The organism is Sporocytophaga myxococcoides (assembly GCF_000775915.1).
Taxonomy (GTDB): domain Bacteria; phylum Bacteroidota; class Bacteroidia; order Cytophagales; family Cytophagaceae; genus Sporocytophaga; species Sporocytophaga myxococcoides_A.
The window spans coordinates 425,040-449,035 of record NZ_BBLT01000002.1 but is presented as its reverse complement, the minus strand read 5'-3'; the positions used below and the strand labels follow the sequence as shown (position 1 = coordinate 449,035).

The window sequence follows — 23,996 nt, the reverse complement described above, 5'->3', positions numbered from 1 at the left end:
CTATTTATTAAATCCGAAATTAGTTTCCAAAGTTGTATCAAGATCCTGATTGTTTTCCTTCATTTTAAGTTTAATCTCAAGCACTTTAGCATCAATTAAAAAGCGAAACCAAAATGCCTGGAGTACATGAAAGGCTAGACCTTCTTTTCCATCAAGAAAGCCCATTTGGATAAAATATCTGTAGAAGAAATAAATAAAACTTCTAAGAAAAAGTGGTGTTTTATGAAATAAATTATTCTTCATCCATCTCTTTCTCTCAATTGGACTACCCCAAAATGATGCCTTTACTTCTCCTCCTTCTTCATTTTTTATAACGTCTATCGCTTCAAGAAATGACCATTTATTATGACTTGCAATAAAGTTGTTCAGGTTATCTGCCACTTCGCTTGTCATATCCTTTTTTTTGATCACCTGAGTTTTTCCGTTGACAATAAAATGCTGATCATAAGCTTTAGCCTCGCACCCACCTTTTTCAGGTTTAAAAAGTCTGAGATGATAGTTATAATGTGATTTAATCCACTTCCCCATAAAAATAGCCCTTCTTCCAAACATATATCCATCAATGCCAGGAGAGGGTTTAAAGTCATTAATCAACCAACTTCTTAATTCAGTTGTTAGTCTTTCATCTGCATCCAGATGAAAGACCCAGTCAGTTTTAAATGGGTTGTTTTCCTGAGCCCAGTTTCTTTGAACTGAGTAGTTTTCAAAAGGATGTTGCAAATAACAAACGCTCCTTTCTTTCACTATATCGATAGTTTTGTCTTTTGAATAAGAATCTACAACCAAAATTTCTCCAGGTATTCCTTTAAGATTATCTAATAGATCACCTATGTTTTTTTCTTCGTTATAAGTGAGTATTATAAATGTAATTTTGTTCATGAATTTTTAATTTCGGAAAATACCGTTTCAAACATTGCTCCCACATTTTTCCAGCTATATCTTTCTATAAATATTTTAGAATTTGCTCTTAACACTTTCTGATCAGAATTTAATAATTCTTTGATCGCCATGTAATTTTCCTCCTTAGTATTATTTACCCATCGTCCGCATCCTGCAAGCTCGACGTCTTTCCAAGGAGTATTTCTACTTGCTACTATCGGAGTTCCACATGCTAATGCCTCAGCATATACATTTCCAAAATTTTCATTGTGAGACGGTAATACAAATAAATCGGCATTAGCTAAAAAATTGGTTTTTTGAGAACCGTTCAATGGTTCAATTATAAAAGCTCTTTCATCTATACCTTCGCTTAAAATAAGATTTTGAAGGTTTTCTTTTTCGCCTTCATCCTGCCCTGCAATTAATAATACAGATTCAGGAAATTCTTTCAATAAAAATTTGAATGAAGTTATAAGGATATCAAATCCTTTTTTCTTATGTAACCTTCCCATAGAGACAATTACATGAGATGCCTTCATTTTAGCGCCTGTATATTTCTTAACAAATTCTTCTTTTGAATACAAAACTGGGTTAGAAAACTCCAGTGTATCAATCCCATTCGGAATGACTACAACTTTAGCATTGGGAAAATGTGAAAGGATTTCTGCCTTTTCTTGGTCTGCAGTTGCATGCCACCAAATTTTGTCAGCAAAAGGTTTTATAAACAGATTCAACCACTGCTTCTTAAAAGAATTTCCCTGATTCATTATCCAAGAGCCCAGAACACCTCTCGGAGATATCAATACAGGTTTATTTTCCTTTGAAGAAAAATATAGTGCAACGGGAGTCGGAGTATTAAAGATAGACTGTATATGCACAACATCTGCAGAAATAATATCCTTTCTTATATTTAATAGCAAAGGTAATGATAGTTTATCTACAATAGTCTCATTATAATATTTGACAAAAAATCTTTTCTCCAATTCAATAAACTTTCCTGTCTCAACAGTAAGTCTCGAATACATATTGGAATTGGTAGTCGATACGAAAACCTGATTTCCAGACAATGCAAGTTCCTTACAAGTATTATAGGATGAAAAAATAGGGCCGCCATATACTACAGCTGGGTAGAAAGAGGGGATTATTACATTAATCTGCATTTATCAATTCTTCTTTGAGCTCTCTTTTTAAAACTAATTTTCCAACTTTATCTGCAAATTTTTCAAATCCAAAGGCCGATATACATTTTTCCTTTAAGTAAACAGGGTCCAACAGATGGGTATCAGCTGTCTCCAGTAATATATTCCTTACTGCTTCGGATATTTCCTCACCGTTATCAGGATCAACCAACAAACCCAGCTCCCCATTCAACAAAGCATCTACGCTTCCATCTTTATTACCTCCAATGACAGGTTTTCCACAGGCCAATGCTTCCAAAAATACAATCCCAAACCCTTCATTTGCACTTGGCATAATAAAAAGATCACATAGGTGATATAGACTTGAAAGTTCTTCATTTGATACATAGCCTGTCAATATTACCTTTTCCTCAACTCCACATTCTTTAATGATATGAAGCAGACGGTCTTTCTCCTCAATATCATATTTGCCTGCTATCACGTACTTGATATTGGAAATTTGACCAGATAAGACTTTTAATGATCGTATTACCTTATCATACCCCTTGTACTGTTCTTCCTTCGATAAACGACAAACTGTGAGCAATACTTTATCATCTCTTTTCAACCCATACTTTTCTCTCAGGTGATCTATTAATTGAGCATTGGGGAGAAAATTAAAGCCCGGTTCTAAAGTATTTGGAAGAAGTGCAATTTTCTTTTCGTCAATTTTCTGTATATCGACAATTTTATCTTTAGTATAAGAACTAACTGTTATAATTAAATCCAGTTTTCTCAGACATATTTTTTTAAAAAAACTTAAAGGCTTCCATATTTCGATACCATGAGTTATCAAAATAAGCTTTTTATTGGTAAATAATCCATAGATCAGAGTTAATGGAAAGATCAGATTAACATGACCAAATATAATGGTGTCAGACTTTAGACCATGAACAACCGCTTTTAATAAAAAAGTAAATTTATTATCCTCTGCTGTTTGTTGATAAATACGGCTAAAATCCTTATTCAAATCTTTCTTTAAATCGGAAAGGCTTAAAGCATTCACCACAAAATCTTTCTCCTTATTTTCATCCAATGCCTTCAAAAAGTTAAGATTGAACTTCTGAATTCCCCCGACAAAGGAGAAGGCGTTAAGATAAAGAAACAGAACTTTCATAATCCAATTTTAAATATTAGCAAGATTTCCCCCAGTGATCAGTTAAATAAAGGCTCCACAACCTGGTCCAGTGTAAATCTCCTTTTAAAAATTGCTGAGCCAATGCTTTTTTAGCAGGGCTTTTTGAATCCAAAAATTCTGATATCACTCCGCTGTCTTTAAACCACAATTGGAATGGGAAAGTAAAGCCTTGCTTAGGACGATTCCAGATACCTTCAGGCAATACGTCTTTGTATGCTTCTATCAGCAAACTCTTGGGTCTGCCATTAAATTTAACTGACGGGTCAATGCTCAATGCCAATTCAATAAATTCTTTATCCAAAAATGGCACTCTGACCTCAATAGAGTGCCACATGCTCATAAAATCAGAATCTTTTAATAGCTGATTTTGCATATAGATATTTGTTTCCATCCAACTTGCCGTATTTTTATGATTTCTGAGACTCAAAGCATCGCCCAAATAACAGCTCTCTAGTGTTTGTAATACTTCCTTTAATGATATGTCAAGTATAGACGCTACAGTTTGTGGCAAGTACATACCTCTCAAAGTTAAATAAAGGCCTAAGTCATCTTCGATTTTAAGGAAATTTAGCTTCTTGAATTTGTCCTTTTGAGCAATTCCCGAGTATTGAATGAGGTCAAAAAATACAGAAGGCATCTTTTTTAGCCATTGTAAATTCTGAATTCGGTTAAATGAGGGATACCCTCCTAAAAGCTCGTCTGCTCCTAATCCTGAAAGAACTGCCTTTAGCCCTTCATCCTTGGCACATTGAGAAATAAAATAAGTATTTACAGCATCTATACTCGGCTGATCCAGGGCATTAAGTATATCCGGAAGTGATTTTATAAATATACTTTTATCAACTTTATAAAACTGATGCTTGTTGTTCAATTTTTCCAGCACCATTTGCTGATATTTTTTTTCTGAATAACCAGGCTCATCAAATATCACAGAAAGAGATCTTAAATTCTCCTTTAATTCACTACCCGCTGCTAAAGCAATTATACTGGAATCTATTCCGCCGCTTAAAAAAATTCCCAGAGGTGCATCCGATATCAGGTGTCTTCGGATTGCAGTATCTAATGTTTCTCTTATCTTAAATACAGCCTCTTCTTTATCTTTAATCTTGTGAGTATATTGATAAGAGTAATATTGTTCAAATCTACCTTGTCTTTTATCAAGATCATATTTATAATAATGCCCTTTTGGAAGCATAAATACATCTTTTAAACTAGTATATGGCTCAGGGATAAAACCAAATGTCAGAAACAGTATCTTCCATTTTTCATTTTCCTGAAATAGCCCAGTTTTCATAAATCCCCGTATCTCAGAGCTGAAAAAAAGACTATTCTCCTGATGACTATAATAAAGCGGTTTGATTCCGGAAGGATCTCTCACTAGAAAAAATAAATTGTTCGTCAAATCAACCAAGGCAAATGCAAACATCCCATTAAAAAGAGTAAATGCTTTTTCCCCCCACTCTTTGTAAGCATTTAATATAACTTCTGTATCTCCTGATGAAAAAAAATTGTACCCCTTTTCCTCAAGCTGTCTTTTTATTTCCTTAAAATTATAGATTTCTCCATTAAAACATATTACAACATTTTTATCATTTGTAAACATAGGTTGATGGCCTGATGGACTCAGATCCAAAAGGGATAATCTCCTATGCCCCAAAGCAAGCTGTAATTTCTCGTTTATGTAGATCCCTGAATCATCGGGTCCTCCATGGGACATGGAGTCTCTCATAGAGGTCACTGTTCCGGGGATATCCAAAACTTCAGAATGATTTTTTAACAGGCCGTTTATTCTACACATAATTACAAGTTAACCTAAACATTAAATAAGAATTGGCAGCTATTTTAAAAAGCCCGCTTACCATATGGCCGAAATAACTTACGAATAAAGATTCCAAAAATTAACTTAAAATCTTTCTTTGAGCTTCAGAATGCTTCAATGATTGAAACGATATTGGCTAATTATTCTTTTAAGTCTTTTAATCTTAACCCTTTAAATTCTTTAACATTCACCAAGAAAAGCTTCTAATAATTTCATATTTTTCTTACTACCTCTCTACTCCCTTTTAAACTTGCCAGCAATAAACCTCCAGAAAAAACTGCAAAACCTAAGGCTGTAGGCTGAGCCCATTGCCCTTGCAAAATTGCAATAAATACAAAACTGCAAAAGAGCCAAGGAAGATAATTTTGCTCTCGAATAGCTTCCCAGGCATTTTTCAACATACTAGTAACCAATACCAGTCGTATTAAAATTGCTATAATACCTATTACAATTCCCATTTCTCCAATCAATCTCCCCCATTCTCCTTCTGAAAATAGATACTGAGTCCCTGTGAGAAGTTTCGCTCCCGCATTGGTACCCAAACCAATTCCTTTCCCCCAAAACTCTGTATTAAAATCATTAGAAAATGCTCCTAACATACCACCTAGAAACCGATCCAGGAAAAGGCCTTCTATTCCACCTTCGCTTTCATTTGCCGTTTTAAAACGCTCTATAAAAACATTTAGAGCAATTTGAAAAAACGAAAAAAAACTTAATGTGTAAAAGATTACAGTACTCATCAACATAATTCCCAATATTTTGCTTAGCAACTTGGTTTTTTTAGTTATAGTTAAAACCATGAATAGGAATACTATTGTGAATTGAAAAAAGACACTTCTGCTCATACTTAAAGGGATAGCTGCCAACAAACAAAAAGAAGCAATTACTAATAAAAACTGCGATATCCTTTTATCCTTATAAATCCAAAAATGAACGACAAAGACGGAGATGAAACCATAAAAAGCTGTAAGTCCGTTAGTAAATGAAAATGTACCTGGCACCCTGAAATAACCTGATCCTCCTGAAAAACCAGACCCATCCAGGTCCCCTCCTACACCCCGATTTACCCAACTTGTTTGTGGGCTAAAAAATTGAACTGCGACAAGAATGGTCATACCGATATGTATCCATAAAGATATTTTCGCTAAATGAATGACATCGTCTTTATCAAAAATTTTCCCTATAATAAATATTAATGGAAAGTGTAATACAAAAATTCTAAGTCCATAAAATGCGACAAAGATATTTCCATGTCCGACAAATAAAGTCGCATAAAGAGAAATCAAAGAAATCAACCAGGCAGTTACAACATAATAATTGGGTTTGTAAATACCGGCCTGGATAGACCTCATTATAAGAAAAAAAGCAACCGGATCTCTGACTATCAATAAAGGCGATGCCAAGCCAGGCAGTACCCACTTTCTCAGTGCACCTTCAAATATAAGTAGAAAAAAATATAGCCAAATACCTTGCTTTAGTAGGCGATAAATTTTGGATGAATGAATATCTTCAATCTTTTCGGAAAGCAAACTATCTTCTGAATTATTTATAACAGGAATTAACTTCATATAAATCTAAAATAAGCAGAAGGCCTTAATGTAATTTTACTTAATTGAAAGGCCATCTTAATGCTTACAATTGTAATCACTCATCATTCTTTCTTCTAATAATCCTCCTATCAAGATTTTAAAGGAATTGAATTTTTTATTTCCACTTCTGAATTTTCAGTACTTAATTCTTTGGGTCTTTTCCTGGTAAGAGGTACTTCAAAATAAGTAAAGATTATGGCAGACACTAAAATTGTTAATCCTAATCCTATGATCTTTGAAAGAGCATTGCCCATAATACTGTCTCTTGTCCCTCCCATCAATTCATATATCAAAAACATAACAGGAATATGACTTAAATAGATTGAATATGACCATAAGCTCAATTTCTCAACAATCCATTTAATGGCACCATTAGTCATGTTTAAGTGGTATGTTAGAGGAAGCAGTAATGAAAAACCAAGAGGAACTATGAGTAAGGTAAATTGGCTTTCCTTAATCTCATCATAAGAGTATCCTGAAAAATAGACAAAATTGAAAGCTGTAAGAAGCAAGATGAGGCCTAGGGAAAATGCGATTATTTTATTTCGAAAACTACCATCTATTATTGAAAAACAGAATACAACTAAAACCCCGCATGCAATAGCATCTAGCCGTGCCATTGTTATCCCTCTCAATGAATGTCCGACATGATCAGCGATCAGAATTTGTCTTATAAATATTGATGTTGCAATAAATAGCAAAAGAGTCAGAGTGAATGCTATCTTGGATTTTAATCCTAGTTTATGCAATATAAAGAGGACTAAAGGAAACAAAAGATAAAACCATTCTTCTATACAAAGACTCCAGGATATTCCAAAAAAGCCCCCTTCCCTTGCAAAGAAGTCTTGTCCGAACCATAGGTAATCTTTTAAGTCAACCCATTTAGGAAGGTTCCCCTGATAACTATGAAATAAAAGCATTATAAAAAAAAACAAATAATAATTTGGTAACGTTCTCCACCATCTTCTAGACCAAAAATTAGTTAAATGTTTAATTGTCCATTGATCAGTTTGAGAAAAACTCTTCCATAAAATTTGACCAATAAGAAAGCCACTCAGACCAAAAAATAATTCTACCCCCCAAAATCCAAAGTGTTCTACTTTCTTTACAAAATGAGCAATTAAAACAAGACATATCGCCAATGCTCTTGCAAAATCCAACCCAAAGCTCCTATTAGTAAATTTCATGGTACCAAAATAGATTTATTCAACAAGTTTTAAAATATTATTTGCTAACTCTTTGCCATAGGTTTCCCATGGTCTTAATTTAGCAGTTTCCATTGCTTCTCTGCCTGCAGATTCACATTGTTCAGGATGTTTAATCAAATTTTCCAAAGTTTCTTGCAATGAATTTGTAGAACCTGCCTCTATCAGCCAACCATTTCTTCCATGCTCTATCAGATCAGGTCCGGCTGTGCGATCTGTTGTAATAACAGGTGTGCCCTGGGACATAGCTTCGGTAATTACCAGGCCAAATCCCTCAAATAAAGACGGGAACACTAATACATCTTGTTCACGCATAAGTTTTAATACTTCAGGATGGCTAAGGCTTGGGATCCATTTATGTTTTGCCAGCGCTTTATTTAGAGGGGTACAATCTTCAACCACCTTATGACCAACGATTGTCAATTCCACCGATTTCCCCAGGCTATCCACTGCTGTTAATAAATTAGCAATTCCCTTTCGCTGTGACAAACTTCCTACAAACAAAACTCTCAAAGCCTTACTTTTCTGATAGTCACGACTTTTTCCAACTTTGGGAAACCCATAAGGAATTACCTCAATTTGAGCTAATTTTCCAGGATAAGATTCCAATGTTTTTGCTGTAAACGAACTTGCAACGTAGATCTGATCCGCAAGCTTCAGTTCTTCATCTTTGCGGGCTAGTTTCTTTGCTGAATCTTTAAAGCCTGTAATAGTCCCCGACCATTCCGGCCATTTTTCCAGCTCTGCTTCCAATAAATTTCTGGCAGCACGCCAATAACCTATTGGTAAATCATAAAGGCAAAGCATTCCCATTTTTTTAGCTGCAATAAAACTATATTCAGCACCATCTTCATATGCATACACAGCTTTTGACGACTTGCTATGACGCAAAGCTTTCGATACATTCCTGTCAATATTTCTATATACAGAATCTACGCAAAACGGACCGCTTTCATGCCTTGTCAAATATGATAATCCAAATTTTGAGGAAAGTAACCTGCCTATTTCCGTAAATGGTCTGGAATGTGTGTATGATCGTAATGAAGGGTCAAAAATTCGTCTGTTTATTTCTAAAAAAGGCCCTCCTAATTTTGCTAATTCAGATAAATAATCTCCTGGAAAGGCAGCCAAAGAAGTATAAAATTCGTCTAGCAAACCAGCTTTCTGCAATCCTATTGCAACAGCTCTGACATTAGCATTTCCGGTGGGATGAGAAAGGGTTAACATTTATATGTTTATTCTTCTAAATTTAATATCATCCTCCATTGAGAAGTCAAAGCAGAAGATGAAAACTTTGTATTATACAAGTGCATCTGAGTTTCTCTTGATATTTTTCCACTCCTTATGTCTTCTGCAAGATTTAATACAGCCAACTTAACTTCTTCATAAGTTGGAGTAGCAGCAATAACTCTGGTTGAAACAGGATCACAGGCAATATCCGGAATTCCTCCTCTATTTGTTGCCAACCAAGGCAATCCCGCGCTCATCACCTCAAGTAAACTAATAGGCAATCCTTCTGAATGAGTAGATAGCAAGAGAAAGCCGTCTAAAGAGCTTATAGCATTTTTCAATTCCTCCAAACTGTAGAATTTCCCATGATACTTTACACTTGGAAAATTATAAAAAGAACCAGGAGGATAAGCTACTCCTTCCCCCCAAATATGAAATTCTATATTTTTTAATTCTGGATCCTCACTTAATCGACAAATAGTATCAATTCCTTTTTCCGGTATTAAACGTCCGAAATAGCCCAACGATACATTTCCAGAAGTTCTCCCCTCTTTTTGAGAGATTACAATTTGCCTGGAAAAACATGGAATTGATTTCACATCCCTATTGAGTATTTTATTTAGACTTTCTGCATTTCGATTAGAACAGGCAATCACCTCATTTGCCGCCATAAGACTTTTCCAATAATTTCCTCCCCAAGTATCCATATCATGGGTATCTCCGGAAGTATGATGATGGTGAATCCAACGATTTTTAAATCTTATAAACTTTTCAAAAAATCCAATACTCTCACCCTGTCCATTTGTATAAAGTGCATTATACCTCTTCATTCCAATGACAAGAGCAATCATTAATAGCCATAAATATCTTTTCCAGCCTTCTCTATTTCGCGATATATAGACTGAATTACAGACTTTTTTAAGCTTTAGCTCATTATCCAAAGTCATTTTAAAATTCGGAACAACAAGATCTATTTTTATTCCAGATTCACTGATTTTATGACAAAATTCAAGAATATGGCTTTCAATACCTCCGGTCTCCATCAACTGAGTAGAGTATACTAGTATTCTACTCATAGTTAACAATTAAAGATATGACTATTCTTTTTTCCACTCCTTGCTTATTGAATTCCATAAACTCTGGAAATTTTTTCTTTTGCAATTCCCAGCTTGCCCAAAATCATTACCCCTGCTCTATATACATTTGCCATGGCATAACTTTTATATTTTATATATCCATAAGCAAAGTTATTTGCGTTTTTGATAGGATTTTCCTTTAGGGCTATGGAAGATTTCACAAAATCTGACAGAAACTTTTTCCTTTTTTCAAGACGATCCTGACGCACTTCAGGTTTCTGAATTTGATTCATTTGCAATATATCATTATAGGAAATGATATCTGTAAATTCAGCTAAAGTAGCTAATCTTGGATCAGATGGATTTGGATGAATAAACATTACATTTGCACCCATACCAAGGCATGGCAAGGCACAATGTATTTTTGTCGTTATGACCAGTTCAGCATTACAATATCTTTTCAACAACAAATCCATTTGATCTTCAGCTGTTCTGGCATAAGTCTCAATATCTCCTTCAGTATTCGGAGGATCATGAGATATCCTGACCATTGTCTTACCTAACATCTGCTCAAGTTTATTCTTAACATTTTCAGGAACCGGATGATCTACGTTATCTACCAGCAATACTTCTCCCCTTTTACCTTCTGCAGCAGTTGCTCTTCGCTCACATGTAGTAGTCAAACAACTTGAGTAATAAGCTGGGATTCCCCAACCAAGCATTAACTGCAAGGTTTTAGAATCTCTGCACCCAATTGGAGCATTTTTCTTAAAATGCTCACGGACTTTAGGGTCCAGCAATAATTTAGAGTCTGCTATATGAACAGACGTATAAATCGGTATAATATTATCCGGAGCAGGAAATCTATCATAAGTATGCATATACCACCCATTGGCAATCAATAATCCGGGTTCTGTTTTGGGTATAGTTGAAAGCGCTTCCCGATCTACTACTGAAGGGTTTCCTGGTAAGAATCTTTTTGCTACCATACCTTGTAAAACATCCCCAATATTATTTCTTAAATGTCCCTCTACTTGATAATAATATTTCATAATATATTAGATAAAACAGTATTTAATTTATTCTCTTTTTCTTTTAGCAATTCTAAAAAAGAATCTGTGGTCAATTGTAATTGCGGCTTTGGTTCTTTTACAAATTTATATTTTTCCGGCGTATCATTACTATATAAAATTTGCTCACAAAAGTATGGCAGGTATTCACCCCATCTCTCATTCTCCGGTCGCTTTCCTTTAAGAACCACCGGTAAACCATGCTCAAGCATCGCTATTGTAGATCCGCTTTTTCCATACATGATGTTATCAGCGCGTGAAATTCCAATATCTGATGTGCTAAAGTATCCTGAAATTTCCTCCGCTGACAATATACCACAATCCTGTATAAATTGTGTTCCTATTACTTTTTCAGCGATTGCTATTGATCTTTCCTTAAACTGCCCACCATTCCCAAGCAATCGAAGTAAAACTTTCTTATGCTTAGAAGCGGCTAATGATTTTACGTAATCCAACTGGGCTTCAAACTCAATCAAATTTCCTGAAAAAGTTCCAAAGTGAACAGCAATAAAAAACTCGCTATCAGTATCTTTTTTCCCCATATTTAAATAGTTAAGCTGGATATTCCCAAAAAGTGGCAACAACCTGCAATCTTTAATTTTAAGTGCTTCCTTATATATGGGGATACTTGTTGTAACGATAGGTCTGGTCTGTTGAATTAATCTTTTTATAAGAATTTTTTGAGCGATCCCGATCAGAAAATTTTTTTTGCTTGTCTTGCCATGTATTCCCAACCACAACTCATGGAACATAATATGCCATTTACCCTTTCCATGTAATTGTTTCAATCTTTTTCCTAAACTCCAAGGAAGGCCTTTTCTATGAAATGAATATGGAACAAATTGCAAACTCAAATACTCCGGCTGGAATTCTTCTACTTGTTGCTTTGCTATATTTATTCGTTTTTCTAAGGGCTTGCTCGTCGGCAATCTCAAAACAGGGATTGTTGTTTTATTGTCTTCTTGAAAAGTTTTTATTACATCTGCAATAAATTGATCTTCCAATGCAATAATTTCGACATTGTGATTTTGCCTAATTAACTCTCCGGCTAACCTTCGGGTATAGTCACCTACCCCATCTTTACCAGGTTCTAAGGAACCACAAATGAACAGGATTTTCATTAATATGGAATCTTTAACCTATTATCTATAAGTAAAAACTTGATTATTATATACATTTTCAAACTCCTGAGTAACTCTTTCAGTATTCAGAATGAATTATAACAAAAGAAAACTCTTTCCAAATAGAACCATAATCCCTCGTTTAATGCCTCCAAAAGTCAATATTTTATTTCTATGATATTCTGAAAAGTAAATTCTTAATGCATCTTTTCTATTTTTCTTCTTCAATGCCTCAACTACTGCTCCAGGAGCTTTTTTACATAAAAATTCCTTTTGTAATTGTTGATTGTCAATTCCAGGAATACTTAATTGCTCTACAAGTTTATAAGCATCATATGCCACGGTACCATTGGTACTTACGGAATTTGCGGAATGACGATAGGCACTGATAAATTTGTCCGCATACCTAAAGCGAGCATTGGCTTTTGCTAAATTCAAACAAAACATAAAATCAATAGCATCACCTGCTTCAACTTCAAAATCATAATGAACCTCTTTAGCTAAAGAGGTTCTTAAAAGGAAACTATTACTGGGAAGTTGCTGATTTAATGCTACATGCAATGGGTTGAGTATTTTATTTTCATATGAAGAAGATCTTAGATAGGATTGATTTAGAAAAACAGAGCCTTTTTCATTTATCACCCCATTTTGGTCAACTATATACTGTTTTCCAAAAGCCACGTCTATCTCAGGATTTTCAAACATCAATTGTAATAGGTCTTCCAATGCATTTTGTAAAAGATAATCATCATCATGTAATAATAGCAAATAATCAGTCTCAACTCTTTGCATTAGCATTTCCACATTAGCTGCCTGTTTTAAAGATGGACGATTGTGTATATATTCTATCTCCACAGTTTGTTTCTGCTTAAAAATCTTTATCCATTCCTCAGTTTCATCATTAGGCGAATCATCTCCAATGATTATTTTATTAGGCAAAACAGTCTGTTTCAAGCAACTTTCCAATGCTATTTTCAAATAATCCAAGCGATTATATGTAGGTATAACAATACTTACTGATGACATATCTATACAAACTATTCTTTAAATTAACTTCTCAACAAAACGAACACAATTAATTGGCTAATACGAAATATCTTCTCCTCCATTAGCAATGAGCAGAAACTATGTGTTTTTTCCTCCTTTTACTTTCCCAGGATACCTCCATATGACATATCTCAATAGGTGTAAAAGCTAAATATAACCTTGGCTCAAGGGCTATGCAGTTGTCTTACACCAATTTTAAATAACTGAACCTGCTAAAATAGTACTTTTACATTTATACTCATTGTCTGAATCTCATGCTTTTCTGTCATTTTAAGTTATCTACCTCTTTTCCTGAAATTTTAAACACTCTGGCGGATCTGCGTTTCTATATTATTTACTTTAGAGGGATTGATGGATAATTTAGATTTCAAAAAAGCCCCTGCTTTTATCTCTAAGAATTTATATGACAAATACGAAACTGGAATCAACAAAGTCAACGATACAAGCACGAGAAAGGACTGTATATTAGGGTAGTCTTGGAATGTGAAAAGCTTTTTAAACAACACACTTATGAGTACCAGTATAAACATGTGGCACAAATAAATAGAATAAGATATCTTACCCAGAAAATAAACTATTTTAGATGCAAAAAAGGAATCTACTTCTTTATTACTTAAATAAATACTAGAAATTAGTATAATTGAACTAATAATTAAAAGCACATACGTTTCTGCTGACCTCCCAAAATAAAAAATGACAAACATTCCTAAAATAATAAAATATTTCAAAAGTCTTACCCAAGTAAATGTAATAGGATTATAATTTTTAATTAATAAAAACAAGTTAATACCAATTACATAGGAGAAAAAGCATCTTATTATCGAATTGAATCCCGTTACGACCCCTATGAAACCATCTGGAGGAGCACTATACAGACCTTTATTAAAATCAATAAAATAATTATTTATAGATGGCAGCGAATAAAGACCAACTAAACAGGTCAATATTAATAATAAATTAATATAACGGACTCTTGTTTTATGCAAAATAAAATACAGGAAGGGGAATACAATGTATAATATCCATTCTGAGCTTAATGACCAAAAAATTCCTGCAATGACAGAATCGTTGAAAAGATTTTGAATTAATAATAGATTAACTAATATTTTAGTATAGTTAAAATCCAGTTTGATAAATTCAAAAGACAAAAACATGAATACCCAAAAAAAATAAGCAGGATAAATTCTTGCAAATCTTTTTTTTATAAAAGAGTTATAAGAATGGATAGATATAGTTTCTTTAAATTCATCCGAATAGGCCAAGCACATTACAAATGAGCTTAGTAAAAAAAACATATCTACTGCTATAATACCATTTGAGAATAATTTAGATATATATAGATCATTGCCAATATTTAGTGGCTCAATATAATGAAGAAGTACCACCCATAACGCTGCTATGCCCCGTATTCCTGTCAATGATTTTAGTTCCTTATCCATAAAACAATTACCCTTTATCGGTTTCTCCTCTTTCCCAATTTTGTGAAAGTAAGTCTCGAAATATTAAGCAGTTCTTTCATTTTTTCATCTAGAAAAGATTATATAAAATTAACCTCCAATAAGATAGATTTTAAATTTATAATCTTATACTTTTTTATTAATCTATCGTTTTTTGTCCCTAAAGTCCTCTGTTACAGAAAGCCTTATAACCTCTTGTTTTAAAATTCCGAATTGGTAATAATTAATTCTTCAAGCATCTGATCGAAATACATTTACAGAAATTAAGTAATCCTTAAATCCCTTCCAGAAAGTTTAGGAACTAATTTAGATTTTAACCAAAGTCCAGTTTTTACCTCGGTGAATTTATATGACAGATAAGAAATCGGAATTAGAAAAACCAATGATCCAATTACGAGATATATCTGTATTGAATTATTGTAATGAAGAGGAAAAAACGTTTTAACTAATACACTTGCGAAAATCAATATGAACATATGGCATAAATAAATTGAATAAGATATCTGACCTAGAAAATATATGAGATTAGAAGCAAAAAAAGGATCTTTATTGTCATTTTCAAGATAAAGTACACAAATTAAAATTATTGAACATACAAATAGACACACATACATTTCTGCTGATATTCCAAAAATTGGTATCATAAATGAACTACCTATAGCAAAATATTTTAGAACTTTAATCCAATAATTTGCTATAAAATTATAATAACTTTTAATTAAGAAAAATAGATTAATTCCTATCAGATAAGCGAAAAAACATCGAATAACAGAATTTACACCTTTAACAATTACTACGTTTCCAGTGGGATGGACAACAGACAATCCTTTATTTAAATCTAGAAGATAATTATTCATTGAAGGCAAATAATAAAAACCGATTATACTAACTATGATTAGAAGTACATTAATTAAACCAACTCTCGCATTGGATATAACTGAAAATAGAAAAGGAAATATTAAATACATTATCCATTCAGCACATAATGACCAAAAGACTATCGATATGACAGAATCAGTAAAAAGATTCTGAAGTAATAATAAATTGACTAATATTTTAGAAAAATCAAATTTGAATTTTGAGAAATCAAAAACTAATAAAAACATAAAAGACCAGAAAAAATAAGCAGGATAAATTCTTGCAAATCTTTTCTTCATAAAGTTAATATAAGAATGTTTTGATATTGCTTTCTGAAATTCCCCTGCATAAGCTATACACATAACAATTGCGCTCAATAAAAAAAACATATCTACTGCAATTAGAGCCTTTGAAAACAATAAGTTATTTATATATGTATCTTTACTAAAAGATAAAGTTTCATAATAATGTAAAAAAACCACCCATAAAGCTGCAATACCACGAATCCCAGTTAATGATTTTATTTCTTTATCCATTTTAATTTGTTTCTAGTTCAATACTATTTTTTCCAAACCCTATTGAGGATTTTTGAAATCTTAAGTAGTCTCCTTTTCTTATTTAGTTCTGCTTTTGAATAGATTTCTATTGGCTTACTACAGAAATCCAAAAACCGCTCATCCGTAACTGAAGATTTATTTCCTAAAAGGGCGTTTTTTATGTAGTTTCTCTTCCAGGGTTTAATTCCTGCGCCATCAACAGCATGTGCCATTACTGCATGAGGAAAATCAAACGCCATGCCTTCTTTCCCAAGAATAGAATATACTAAATCAGATCTTAAGGTCATAGTTGCATTTAACACATCCTGATCTCCTTTGTAAGCGCTCAATGTATTGCTCTGATCGAAAAAATGAATTGGATACTGTAAAGCTTTGTATTGTTCATTAACTTCAATCCATCTTTCTACCAACTCAAAATGAGATTTGTTTACTCCAATAAACCCACTATTAATATAGAAATTAAGTGATTTATCTATTCCTTTAACCAATGACTCGAAATCCTTCCTCCATTTATTTCTCCATGGATGATTCCAATGAAGTAAAGTAAAATTGGAGTCCTGGCATAATGCGGCTCCGGAAACTATCCAATTCTCATAAAACGACCATTTTGATAAAACAACGATATCCGGATCAAAATAAAACCAACCATGTGCCCCAGGATATTCCAGAGCCATCTGCCTGAGGTAATATGGTTTAAAGTACCCGAAATGCATATCCACACTCAGCTCATCAAACCGTATATCTATTTTTTCTGAAAATTGGTATAGATGATTACTACCCGGCTTTTGTTGCAACTGGTTAATCCAGAATGGAAGTTTCCCTTTAAATCCAACACAAATAATCCCTTCATAACCACCTTGATATAACGAATTCAACAAACCAGCTACTCCATATTCATAATGGTTCTCAAATAAGGTAGTGACTACATTTTTATATTTGTTTTCCATCGTTACCAAATCCAGTTAATTTCCATCATTTAAGATAATCTTCTTCTTTTCATTTTCACCACTCCCTTAATACAAAGATGATTTTTATTCGGGTCTATCTTTTTTATCAAAGTTTTAATAACAAAGGTTATGGCACATCCAAGCCATATTGCTTTTTTCAAGCATTAATCATTATCGGATTTACATTTCCTCAATGATTATTATAAAGTTTTAATTGATGTAAAACTATTCAATTTACTGGAAGAGTCTCCTATATGGGTAAAATTCCTTCATCAAGATTCCGTTATTGGGCACATCTTTGATTTTCTTTGCAGGAATTCCCCCTGCAATACAATGGGGAGGTATGTTCTTGCTTACCACGGAACCTGCTGCAACTACAGACTGAGTACCAATAGTAACTCCTGCCAAAATCATTGCTCTTGTACCTATAAAAACATATGGTTCAATCTTTACAGGTCTATTTCTTCCCACCATGTACTGATTCGGGTCATGGTCCGCTGTCAGTATAATGGTATCAGAGGAGATGGAAACACATTCACCTATCTCAAGCCCGCCTCTTGAATCTAAACGACATCGGGCATTGATGACTGATTTATTACCAATTATAAGATTTTTAGCTGCATCAAAGCTACACCCCAGACCAATTGTTGCCTCTTCGCCTATTTCATACCTCATTACAAAACGGTAATACCATAAGCGAAGTGTATGACTTGGAATTTTATTGACTACATGATTGCAGAGATAAAGTCGTAGCTCAGCAAAAAAAACTTTTATCTTCATAATTAAAACTCACAAAATATAAAGGAAAATTTTATAAGTCATTTATTTTGATTTTACTACAAGTATCCTCTCTCTGTTTCCAATTATTTATCGGGAAAAGTTGGGGTATAATGGATACTATCCCTCTAATAATTTTCGGTTTACTCATGTCAAATCTAGTTGCAGCATATAATCGGTGTGCAAATGATTTAACACCAACCATCTCATAAATATGATGATATTTCTGAGCTACTACCTTTCCCATTTCATTATCAGAAATACTTATCAATGTATTCATTATCCACAGAAACTGTCTGAATGCAGGCAAATGCTTTTCTAATAATCCATAATTTTGAAGTGACTTATAAGCCTTTTCTATGAGATAAACATTGGTTTCAGCCCCCTTCTTAGTAGAAAACTTTTTCGAGATCGAGTCGTGACTTCCCACGCGATAAAAGGCATCAAATGATTTCTCATCTGAACAGATCCATCCTTTTAGTCCCGGATGCATCACGAGCTGAATATGCGCATCCCAGTCCTGAAGAGAAGTTACACGTTCATCCCACATCCCTATTTCTTCCAAAGCTTTCCTACTCCAGAAACAACCTAAAGTCTGCCAGGGAGCATCATGCACCAACATTCTGTCCAATACAGACCAACCCGCTTTATTCATACGGTTCCATGCATATTCCAAGTCTCCGGGAGTAATCGTAAACAAGCGAACGGGAAATGCATAGTAATCAAAAAGAGGATGTATTTTAATAATACCCAGTCTATTTTCAACACAATGCTTATCTAACAAATCATCAGAATCCAGAAAAATCAAATATTCACCTTGCGAATTTAAGAAACCAGTATTTCTGGCCCCTTGTGCCCCTTTCGTTCGTGCATTCTTCATCCACTTGAATGGCATTTGGGGATATCTGGACATAAATTCATTCACCACTTCTTCAGTATGATCTGTAGAACCATCATCCACCACAATACACTCCCAGTCTGCTGAAGTTTGGTTTGCTACTGATTGAAGTGTATCAATAATGTATGAAGCCCTATTATATGAAGGAATGATAATGGATACTTTCATTGTTAAGGTATATGTGATTTATATGTTTTGTGATAAAATGGTCTAAATTATTTTTATATTAGGAGTACAACATTATGGATTATTGTTAAATAACAAATCCTCCACCCACTCTTTCTATCTTCAATTATATCTTCACTTCCAGATATTCAATGTTGCAACCAAGTATGACTGTACATCAAAACCAACGCTTTTTCTAGCAATAAGCGATATGGTTAATTAGTGTATTTGTTCCAATGAAACAGAAATACGAGATAATGCGAAATGACAACAAAAACCTGTACACATAAATTATACAATAATACATTCAACAAAGAATTAAAAGTAAATAGAGAAGCAAACAAAATAACCGGGAAAACATTAAAAAAAATGTTTATTCCAGGATGAACCACCCACCCTCTCCGGATAGAAAAAGCAAGCATTGTACCTGTTACGACTCCTGCAACTCCGCAAGATAAAGTTACCAGAAGTTCAGTACCCAGATTTTGATAATCCTTTCCCAATAAGTCCAATAAAATATCAGATAGTAAATAACCTCCCGCCAATACCAAAAAGCAAAGTACGAGTTGTAGAGCTAAGATTTTGTGGGCTGTAGAAAAGACTTTCTTTCGATCATTCTCCAAACGGGCGTATCTGGGCATAATAACCATGGCGAAAACAGAAGATATTAAAGCAAAAATCGCTGAATATCTTCCTAAAGCTCCCCATTCTGCAACACTGTTTGATTTCCCCATATAAGCTAGAATAAACAATGTTATTTGTCCAGAGAAAGCGAAATATAGGCTCCCCGGAAGTGTCCGCTTAACAATTCGAACAATTTCTTTTTTAGTCTCCGGATCCTCTTCATTGGTTATGGTCGCACGCAAGTCTACAATTTTGCGTAATCTAAAATTGCCTATTATTTGTGGAATTCCATTTGCAAGTAACGCGATCCACGCTAATGGAAAGAAAAATAAAGATATGCCCCCCAGCAGCAATCGGAATGCTGCTACAAAAAGCTGATAGCCTTGTAGTAATCGAATATCCTGATGTAATCTGGGTACTACTACATATAAGTTGTCTGTCAACTGAGCTTTGAACGCGGGTATAAAGGTTATAATGATCAGAACTACAGTTTCCCATGAAGTTTTTTGCCCAAGTAACAAGAAGAAAGTAATTGGAACTCCAATAAGCAAGGCCATTAATGCAAATTTATTGCGAAAAATCATTGCTGTCGACATAACCTTACCTAGTTTACCTTTGTCTGCCCACACTTTTCCTCCTAATGCATATGTGCTTGTTGAGATCCCGCAATCGGATAAAACACTTAACATAGCAAGCATGTTATTGGCTACTGTGTATAAAGCATATTCTTGTACTGATAACTTTCTGACAATGTAAAACCCAATTAACATTCCTGTAAATTGAATTAATGACTGAACAAGGAAGGTTTCCCCCAGTAACTTAGAAAAACTTAATACATTTTTTTTATTGAAAGAAATTTCAGACATAGTTGCACTGTATATCAGGCATCAATAACCTTTAAAATTTATCCTTAAGAGCTTTGTATTGAGTGTGTTTTCTTATGGAATTAAAAACATTAAGTTTAAGTCAATTTGAATATACAAACAGTTGATATTCTTACTATTTTATAGAATTTTATAAGATTGAAACAACAAGTAACTATTTGAGAGCGCCAGCAACTATAATGAATCCAAAGTGGATTTCTTTATAAATAACAATATTAGTTCACTTTTTAAGTCATTGAATAAGCCAAAATACATTTGACCACGTTATTTTAGAAAAGGTAGTTTTATTCTCTTATTAATTTTTTCAAAAACTGATTCGGACTTTTGTTCATCTTGTATTCCATATTCATAACCATATCCATAACCATATCCATAACCATATTCATACTTATTATCACTATAGTATAGATCATTAATTATAATACTCATATTGTTAATTTTACCTTCTTCCACAAAGCTGTTAACTTTATCCAACAATTTTATCTCTGTATACTTATGTCTTACTATATATAGATTAATATCAGAATACTTCATCAGGATAAAACAGTCAGCAACAAGACCTATAGGAGGAGTATCAATGATTATGTAATCATAACGGTTCTTTAACTCCTCCATTAAAGAATTTAACCTGTTTGATAAAATCAGCTCACCAGGATTAGGAGGGACTGGACCGGCTGAAATAATATCAAGGCATTCAACCTGTGTTTTGAAGATCACTTGATCTATTTTATGGTTGCCTGCCAAATAAGTACTAAGCCCACTTAAATTATCCAATCCAAAATCTTCAAAAATCTTCGGCTTTCGTAGATCCGCTCCTATCAAAATGGTTTTTTTCCCGGACATCGCAATGATAGAAGCAAGATTTATAGATGTAAATGTTTTTCCTTCTCCACTTATACTTGAAGTAATACATATTATCTTTTTCTCTTTATCCGGAGCGAGATATTGAAGATTGATCCTTATAGACCTGAAAGATTCAGCAATTCCAGACTTAGGGTTCTTCAATACAGCAAGATTAGAAAAATTATCATTATGGCCCACAATTCCAATAACAGGTATATCTGTCCGCTCTTCAATACTTTTTTTAGATTGGATTTTATTATTGAAATAACTTCTTAGAATCAATATTACTAATGGAATAGATAGCCCCACAAGTAAGGCGTTTGAATAAATCATATTTGTCTTAGGACCTACCTGAAAAGCATTAAAGCTTCTGGCCTTTTCAACAATTTTATTATCCGGAATATTGGAAGCTTTTGCTATCCCTGATTCGGCCTTTTTTTCAAGAAGATAATTATACAAATGATCATTGAGATTAAACCTCCTCTGAATATCAACAAGCTCCCTCTCGTTCTTTGGCAGATCTCTCACTTCCTTTTCCAGCTTTGCTATTCTCTTTTCGATTTCATTCAATGAAATTCTGGACCCGTTAATTATGTTCTTAACATTCTCTAATAATGCTTCCTTGGAATTTTTAATCTTGATTTCAAGAGAATTTAAAAATGGGTTATTTCCTGTCGTATTCCTCCCTAAGGACGATTTCTCCCTGTTTAGCTCAACCAGATTTATTGTAAGGTTATTTAGCAAAGGGTCGTCTATACCCATAATTGATGGGGCAATAACCCCAGTTAAATCCTTATTGCTGGTAACATAATCCAGTACGTAATGATAATATTTATCTTTTACAAGCAATACTGCCTTTTCAGCCTCCAATTCGTCCAATTTTGCAAAAACAGATGTTGCAGCAGATGAAATATCCATAACCTTGTTATTTCTTCTAAAACTCTCAAGTTCTGTTTCCGCTTTATTTAAAGAAGAGGCGATGGAAGCTAACTGGCTGTCAATAAAATTTATGGTGTTACTAGCAATCTGATTTTTCTCATCAAGACCGGTTTGTATATATACTTCAGTAAGCTTATTCAAATAATCGCATTCCCGCTGAATATTGTTACCTACAGTTGATAACTCAAGTATACTGGACTCCTTTCCTCCTGAATTAGTAACTTGAAGTTTATTTCTATAAAGAATCGCAAGGGTTGCCGGATCATGGAGCTTAAAATAATAATGATCCGCAACCTGTATATTTTCCTCCATCTTAACTATAGAGAAGGATAAATTCTCCAGTTTTACCGGTTCTCCAAAAGTGAAGGTCTGTTTTATCTCTGCTGATTTCCCTATGGTCAGTTTATAATCATTAGAGGAAACGATATTTATAAAAATAGGGATATTATAAGCCTGTTTTTTAAAGCTTGTATCAATAATGACCTTAAAAGGTGCCGATTGGTACAATTCAACATCTCTTAATTGTCCTTTATGGAAGTAAGAAACGTTAAATTCCAGTTGCAACAAAGTCTTATATGCCATTTCATAAGACTTCAGAATAGCCATTTCATTGGATTTCTTTTTATCCTGACGGAACAAATCTATTTCCTGAAACCCGGAAATCTTCTCATTAGGCTTTATAAGAATTGTTGAAATTACATTGTACTTTGGTTCGGTATAGTACCTAATATACAGATAGGCATATCCAAGTGATAGGAAAAGACTTAAAGCAAATAACGGCCAGTATTGGTATAACTTATTTAATAATGCTTTAATATCGATTGTTTCGTCTTCTCTTTTTTTCACTTTAGTTTGATTTTATAAAATTAATAAGAAGAAGTAATGCTGACAACCCTGCAAATAAAGTCGCAGTAAGAGTCAGGTTATTCCTGTCAATCTTTGCTTTCATTGGAGCTACATAAACAACATCATTCGGTTTCAAATAAAAATAAGGAGATTTCAGAAGATTCTCATCTGTAAGGTCCAGATGAACAATTTCAGTTCCTCCATTCTTAGGACGCATCAATTTTAAATTCTTTCTACTCCCATATTCAGACAAATCACCTGCCATTCCCAAAGCCTCCAGCAGGGTGAATCTTTCATTATACATATAGTGTATCCCAGGATTTCTTACTTCTCCTAATACAGTAACTCTATAGCTTAGTAGTTTAACAACGACCGTTGCATCTGAAACTTGTTCTCTTACAATCTTTTCAATATTAAGCTGAATTTCTGATAAGGTCTGATCTTTGACTTTTACTTTTCCAATAACAGGAATATTCACCATGCCTGAGTCATTGACAATGTATCCATTAAGGTACATACTTCCCGGAGAGACTGCCTGACTGGGTGTTTGTTGAATATTATAAAATGAAGTAACCCGCAGGTCTGGACTTACAACACTTATATGCAAAAGATCACGGGGTTGAATTTTATAAACAAACTGCTCCTGCCCAATGAACATCGAGTCATTTTGATTTCCTTGTAAATAAACAACCTTCTTTTGCGGTACACAGGAAAAAATGGAAGCGGCAAGAAAAAAAAGATATATAAATCTTAAATATTTTTTTTTATTCATTTTGTACAATTCTTCACTTAGATATTTTGAAACCCGAATGGCAAACTACGTTATGATAAAGTGATAAGTTCTTCTGT

The 23,996-nt window shown here is 33.7% G+C and carries 19 protein-coding genes; all 19 read right to left on the bottom strand.

The genetic code is table 11. From position 1 onward, the window contains the following. The gene (locus MYP_RS06200; RefSeq protein ID WP_045460021.1) at positions 1-879 is read right to left on the bottom strand and encodes a glycosyltransferase family 2 protein; all 879 of its coding nucleotides are present in this window, start codon (positions 877-879) and stop codon (positions 1-3) included. Further along, positions 876-2,039, bottom strand: coding sequence for a glycosyltransferase (locus MYP_RS06195; RefSeq protein ID WP_045460017.1), 1,164 nt, complete (start codon positions 2,037-2,039; stop codon positions 876-878). The genes MYP_RS06200 and MYP_RS06195 overlap by 4 nt, the downstream gene beginning before the upstream one ends. Next, the gene (locus MYP_RS06190; protein ID WP_052429984.1) at positions 2,029-3,174 is read right to left on the bottom strand and encodes a glycosyltransferase family 4 protein; all 1,146 of its coding nucleotides are present in this window, start codon (positions 3,172-3,174) and stop codon (positions 2,029-2,031) included. The genes MYP_RS06195 and MYP_RS06190 overlap by 11 nt, the downstream gene beginning before the upstream one ends. A gap of 16 nt (positions 3,175-3,190) precedes the next feature. After that, the gene (gene asnB, locus MYP_RS06185; RefSeq protein ID WP_045460014.1) at positions 3,191-4,993 is read right to left on the bottom strand and encodes an asparagine synthase (glutamine-hydrolyzing); all 1,803 of its coding nucleotides are present in this window, start codon (positions 4,991-4,993) and stop codon (positions 3,191-3,193) included. Positions 4,994-5,226: 233 nt separating this feature from the next. Beyond that, positions 5,227-6,582 (bottom strand): hypothetical protein, encoded by a 1,356-nt coding sequence (locus tag MYP_RS06180; protein ID WP_045460010.1) that lies wholly within the window; start codon positions 6,580-6,582, stop codon positions 5,227-5,229. A gap of 110 nt (positions 6,583-6,692) precedes the next feature. Next, positions 6,693-7,790, bottom strand: coding sequence for an acyltransferase family protein (locus MYP_RS24795; RefSeq protein ID WP_052429983.1), 1,098 nt, complete (start codon positions 7,788-7,790; stop codon positions 6,693-6,695). Positions 7,791-7,805: 15 nt separating this feature from the next. Then, entirely contained in the window at positions 7,806-9,035 is a 1,230-nt protein-coding gene (locus MYP_RS06170; protein WP_045460008.1) for a glycosyltransferase family 4 protein, read from the bottom strand. An 8-nt stretch (positions 9,036-9,043) separates the two neighbouring features. Then, the gene (locus tag MYP_RS06165) at positions 9,044-10,114 is read right to left on the bottom strand and encodes a glycosyltransferase family 4 protein (protein WP_045460005.1); all 1,071 of its coding nucleotides are present in this window, start codon (positions 10,112-10,114) and stop codon (positions 9,044-9,046) included. A 44-nt stretch (positions 10,115-10,158) separates the two neighbouring features. Next, positions 10,159-11,166, bottom strand: coding sequence for a polysaccharide pyruvyl transferase family protein (locus MYP_RS06160; protein WP_045460002.1), 1,008 nt, complete (start codon positions 11,164-11,166; stop codon positions 10,159-10,161). Then, a complete protein-coding gene (locus MYP_RS06155; protein ID WP_045459999.1) occupies positions 11,163-12,305 on the bottom strand; it encodes a hypothetical protein in 1,143 nt (380 codons plus the stop codon). Before MYP_RS06155 ends, MYP_RS06160 begins: the two co-directional genes overlap by 4 nt. Before the next feature lie 96 nt (positions 12,306-12,401). After that, entirely contained in the window at positions 12,402-13,331 is a 930-nt protein-coding gene (locus MYP_RS06150) for a TIGR00180 family glycosyltransferase (RefSeq protein WP_045459996.1), read from the bottom strand. 320 nt (positions 13,332-13,651) lie between these two features. Continuing rightward, positions 13,652-14,791, bottom strand: coding sequence for an acyltransferase family protein (locus tag MYP_RS06145; RefSeq protein ID WP_045459992.1), 1,140 nt, complete (start codon positions 14,789-14,791; stop codon positions 13,652-13,654). Positions 14,792-15,072: 281 nt separating this feature from the next. Then, the gene (locus MYP_RS06140; protein ID WP_045459989.1) at positions 15,073-16,203 is read right to left on the bottom strand and encodes an acyltransferase family protein; all 1,131 of its coding nucleotides are present in this window, start codon (positions 16,201-16,203) and stop codon (positions 15,073-15,075) included. 23 nt (positions 16,204-16,226) lie between these two features. Further along, entirely contained in the window at positions 16,227-17,171 is a 945-nt protein-coding gene (locus MYP_RS06135) for a hypothetical protein (protein WP_045459986.1), read from the bottom strand. A 234-nt stretch (positions 17,172-17,405) separates the two neighbouring features. Further along, entirely contained in the window at positions 17,406-17,951 is a 546-nt protein-coding gene (locus tag MYP_RS06130) for an acyltransferase (protein WP_045459983.1), read from the bottom strand. A gap of 31 nt (positions 17,952-17,982) precedes the next feature. Further along, complete coding sequence (locus tag MYP_RS24790) at positions 17,983-19,014, bottom strand: glycosyltransferase family 2 protein (protein WP_052429982.1); 1,032 nt, start codon at positions 19,012-19,014, stop codon at positions 17,983-17,985. Positions 19,015-19,226: 212 nt separating this feature from the next. Next, complete coding sequence (locus tag MYP_RS06120) at positions 19,227-20,501, bottom strand: lipopolysaccharide biosynthesis protein (RefSeq protein ID WP_045459979.1); 1,275 nt, start codon at positions 20,499-20,501, stop codon at positions 19,227-19,229. Positions 20,502-20,783: 282 nt separating this feature from the next. Further along, positions 20,784-23,147, bottom strand: a complete 2,364-nt coding sequence (locus tag MYP_RS06115; RefSeq protein WP_045459976.1) for a polysaccharide biosynthesis tyrosine autokinase — start codon at positions 23,145-23,147, stop codon at positions 20,784-20,786. 1 nt (position 23,148) lies between these two features. Continuing rightward, a complete protein-coding gene (locus MYP_RS06110) occupies positions 23,149-23,919 on the bottom strand; it encodes a polysaccharide biosynthesis/export family protein (RefSeq protein WP_045459973.1) in 771 nt (256 codons plus the stop codon). Between the last annotated feature and the right edge of the window lie 77 nt (positions 23,920-23,996).

What these genes read in the sequence shown, in the direction of transcription:
- MYP_RS06135 (WP_045459986.1), bottom strand. Translation starts at nt 17,171, where the DNA reads ATGGAAAACAAATATAAAAATGTAGTCACTACCTTATTTGAGAACCAT.
- MYP_RS06180 (WP_045460010.1), bottom strand. Translation starts at nt 6,582, where the DNA reads ATGAAGTTAATTCCTGTTATAAATAATTCAGAAGATAGTTTGCTTTCC.
- MYP_RS06160 (WP_045460002.1), bottom strand. Translation starts at nt 11,166, where the DNA reads ATGAAATATTATTATCAAGTAGAGGGACATTTAAGAAATAATATTGGG.
- MYP_RS24790 (WP_052429982.1), bottom strand. Translation starts at nt 19,014, where the DNA reads ATGAAAGTATCCATTATCATTCCTTCATATAATAGGGCTTCATACATT.
- MYP_RS24795 (WP_052429983.1), bottom strand. Translation starts at nt 7,790, where the DNA reads ATGAAATTTACTAATAGGAGCTTTGGGTTGGATTTTGCAAGAGCATTG.
- MYP_RS06200 (WP_045460021.1), bottom strand. Translation starts at nt 879, where the DNA reads ATGAACAAAATTACATTTATAATACTCACTTATAACGAAGAAAAAAAC.
- MYP_RS06165 (WP_045460005.1), bottom strand. Translation starts at nt 10,114, where the DNA reads ATGAGTAGAATACTAGTATACTCTACTCAGTTGATGGAGACCGGAGGT.
- MYP_RS06170 (WP_045460008.1), bottom strand. Translation starts at nt 9,035, where the DNA reads ATGTTAACCCTTTCTCATCCCACCGGAAATGCTAATGTCAGAGCTGTT.
- MYP_RS06145 (WP_045459992.1), bottom strand. Translation starts at nt 14,791, where the DNA reads ATGGATAAGGAACTAAAATCATTGACAGGAATACGGGGCATAGCAGCG.
- MYP_RS06190 (WP_052429984.1), bottom strand. Translation starts at nt 3,174, where the DNA reads ATGAAAGTTCTGTTTCTTTATCTTAACGCCTTCTCCTTTGTCGGGGGA.
- MYP_RS06195 (WP_045460017.1), bottom strand. Translation starts at nt 2,039, where the DNA reads ATGCAGATTAATGTAATAATCCCCTCTTTCTACCCAGCTGTAGTATAT.
- MYP_RS06110 (WP_045459973.1), bottom strand. Translation starts at nt 23,919, where the DNA reads ATGAATAAAAAAAAATATTTAAGATTTATATATCTTTTTTTTCTTGCC.
- MYP_RS06130 (WP_045459983.1), bottom strand. Translation starts at nt 17,951, where the DNA reads ATGAAGATAAAAGTTTTTTTTGCTGAGCTACGACTTTATCTCTGCAAT.
- asnB (WP_045460014.1), bottom strand. Translation starts at nt 4,993, where the DNA reads ATGTGTAGAATAAACGGCCTGTTAAAAAATCATTCTGAAGTTTTGGAT.
- MYP_RS06150 (WP_045459996.1), bottom strand. Translation starts at nt 13,331, where the DNA reads ATGTCATCAGTAAGTATTGTTATACCTACATATAATCGCTTGGATTAT.
- MYP_RS06140 (WP_045459989.1), bottom strand. Translation starts at nt 16,203, where the DNA reads ATGGATAAAGAAATAAAATCATTAACTGGGATTCGTGGTATTGCAGCT.
- MYP_RS06120 (WP_045459979.1), bottom strand. Translation starts at nt 20,501, where the DNA reads ATGTCTGAAATTTCTTTCAATAAAAAAAATGTATTAAGTTTTTCTAAG.
- MYP_RS06155 (WP_045459999.1), bottom strand. Translation starts at nt 12,305, where the DNA reads ATGAAAATCCTGTTCATTTGTGGTTCCTTAGAACCTGGTAAAGATGGG.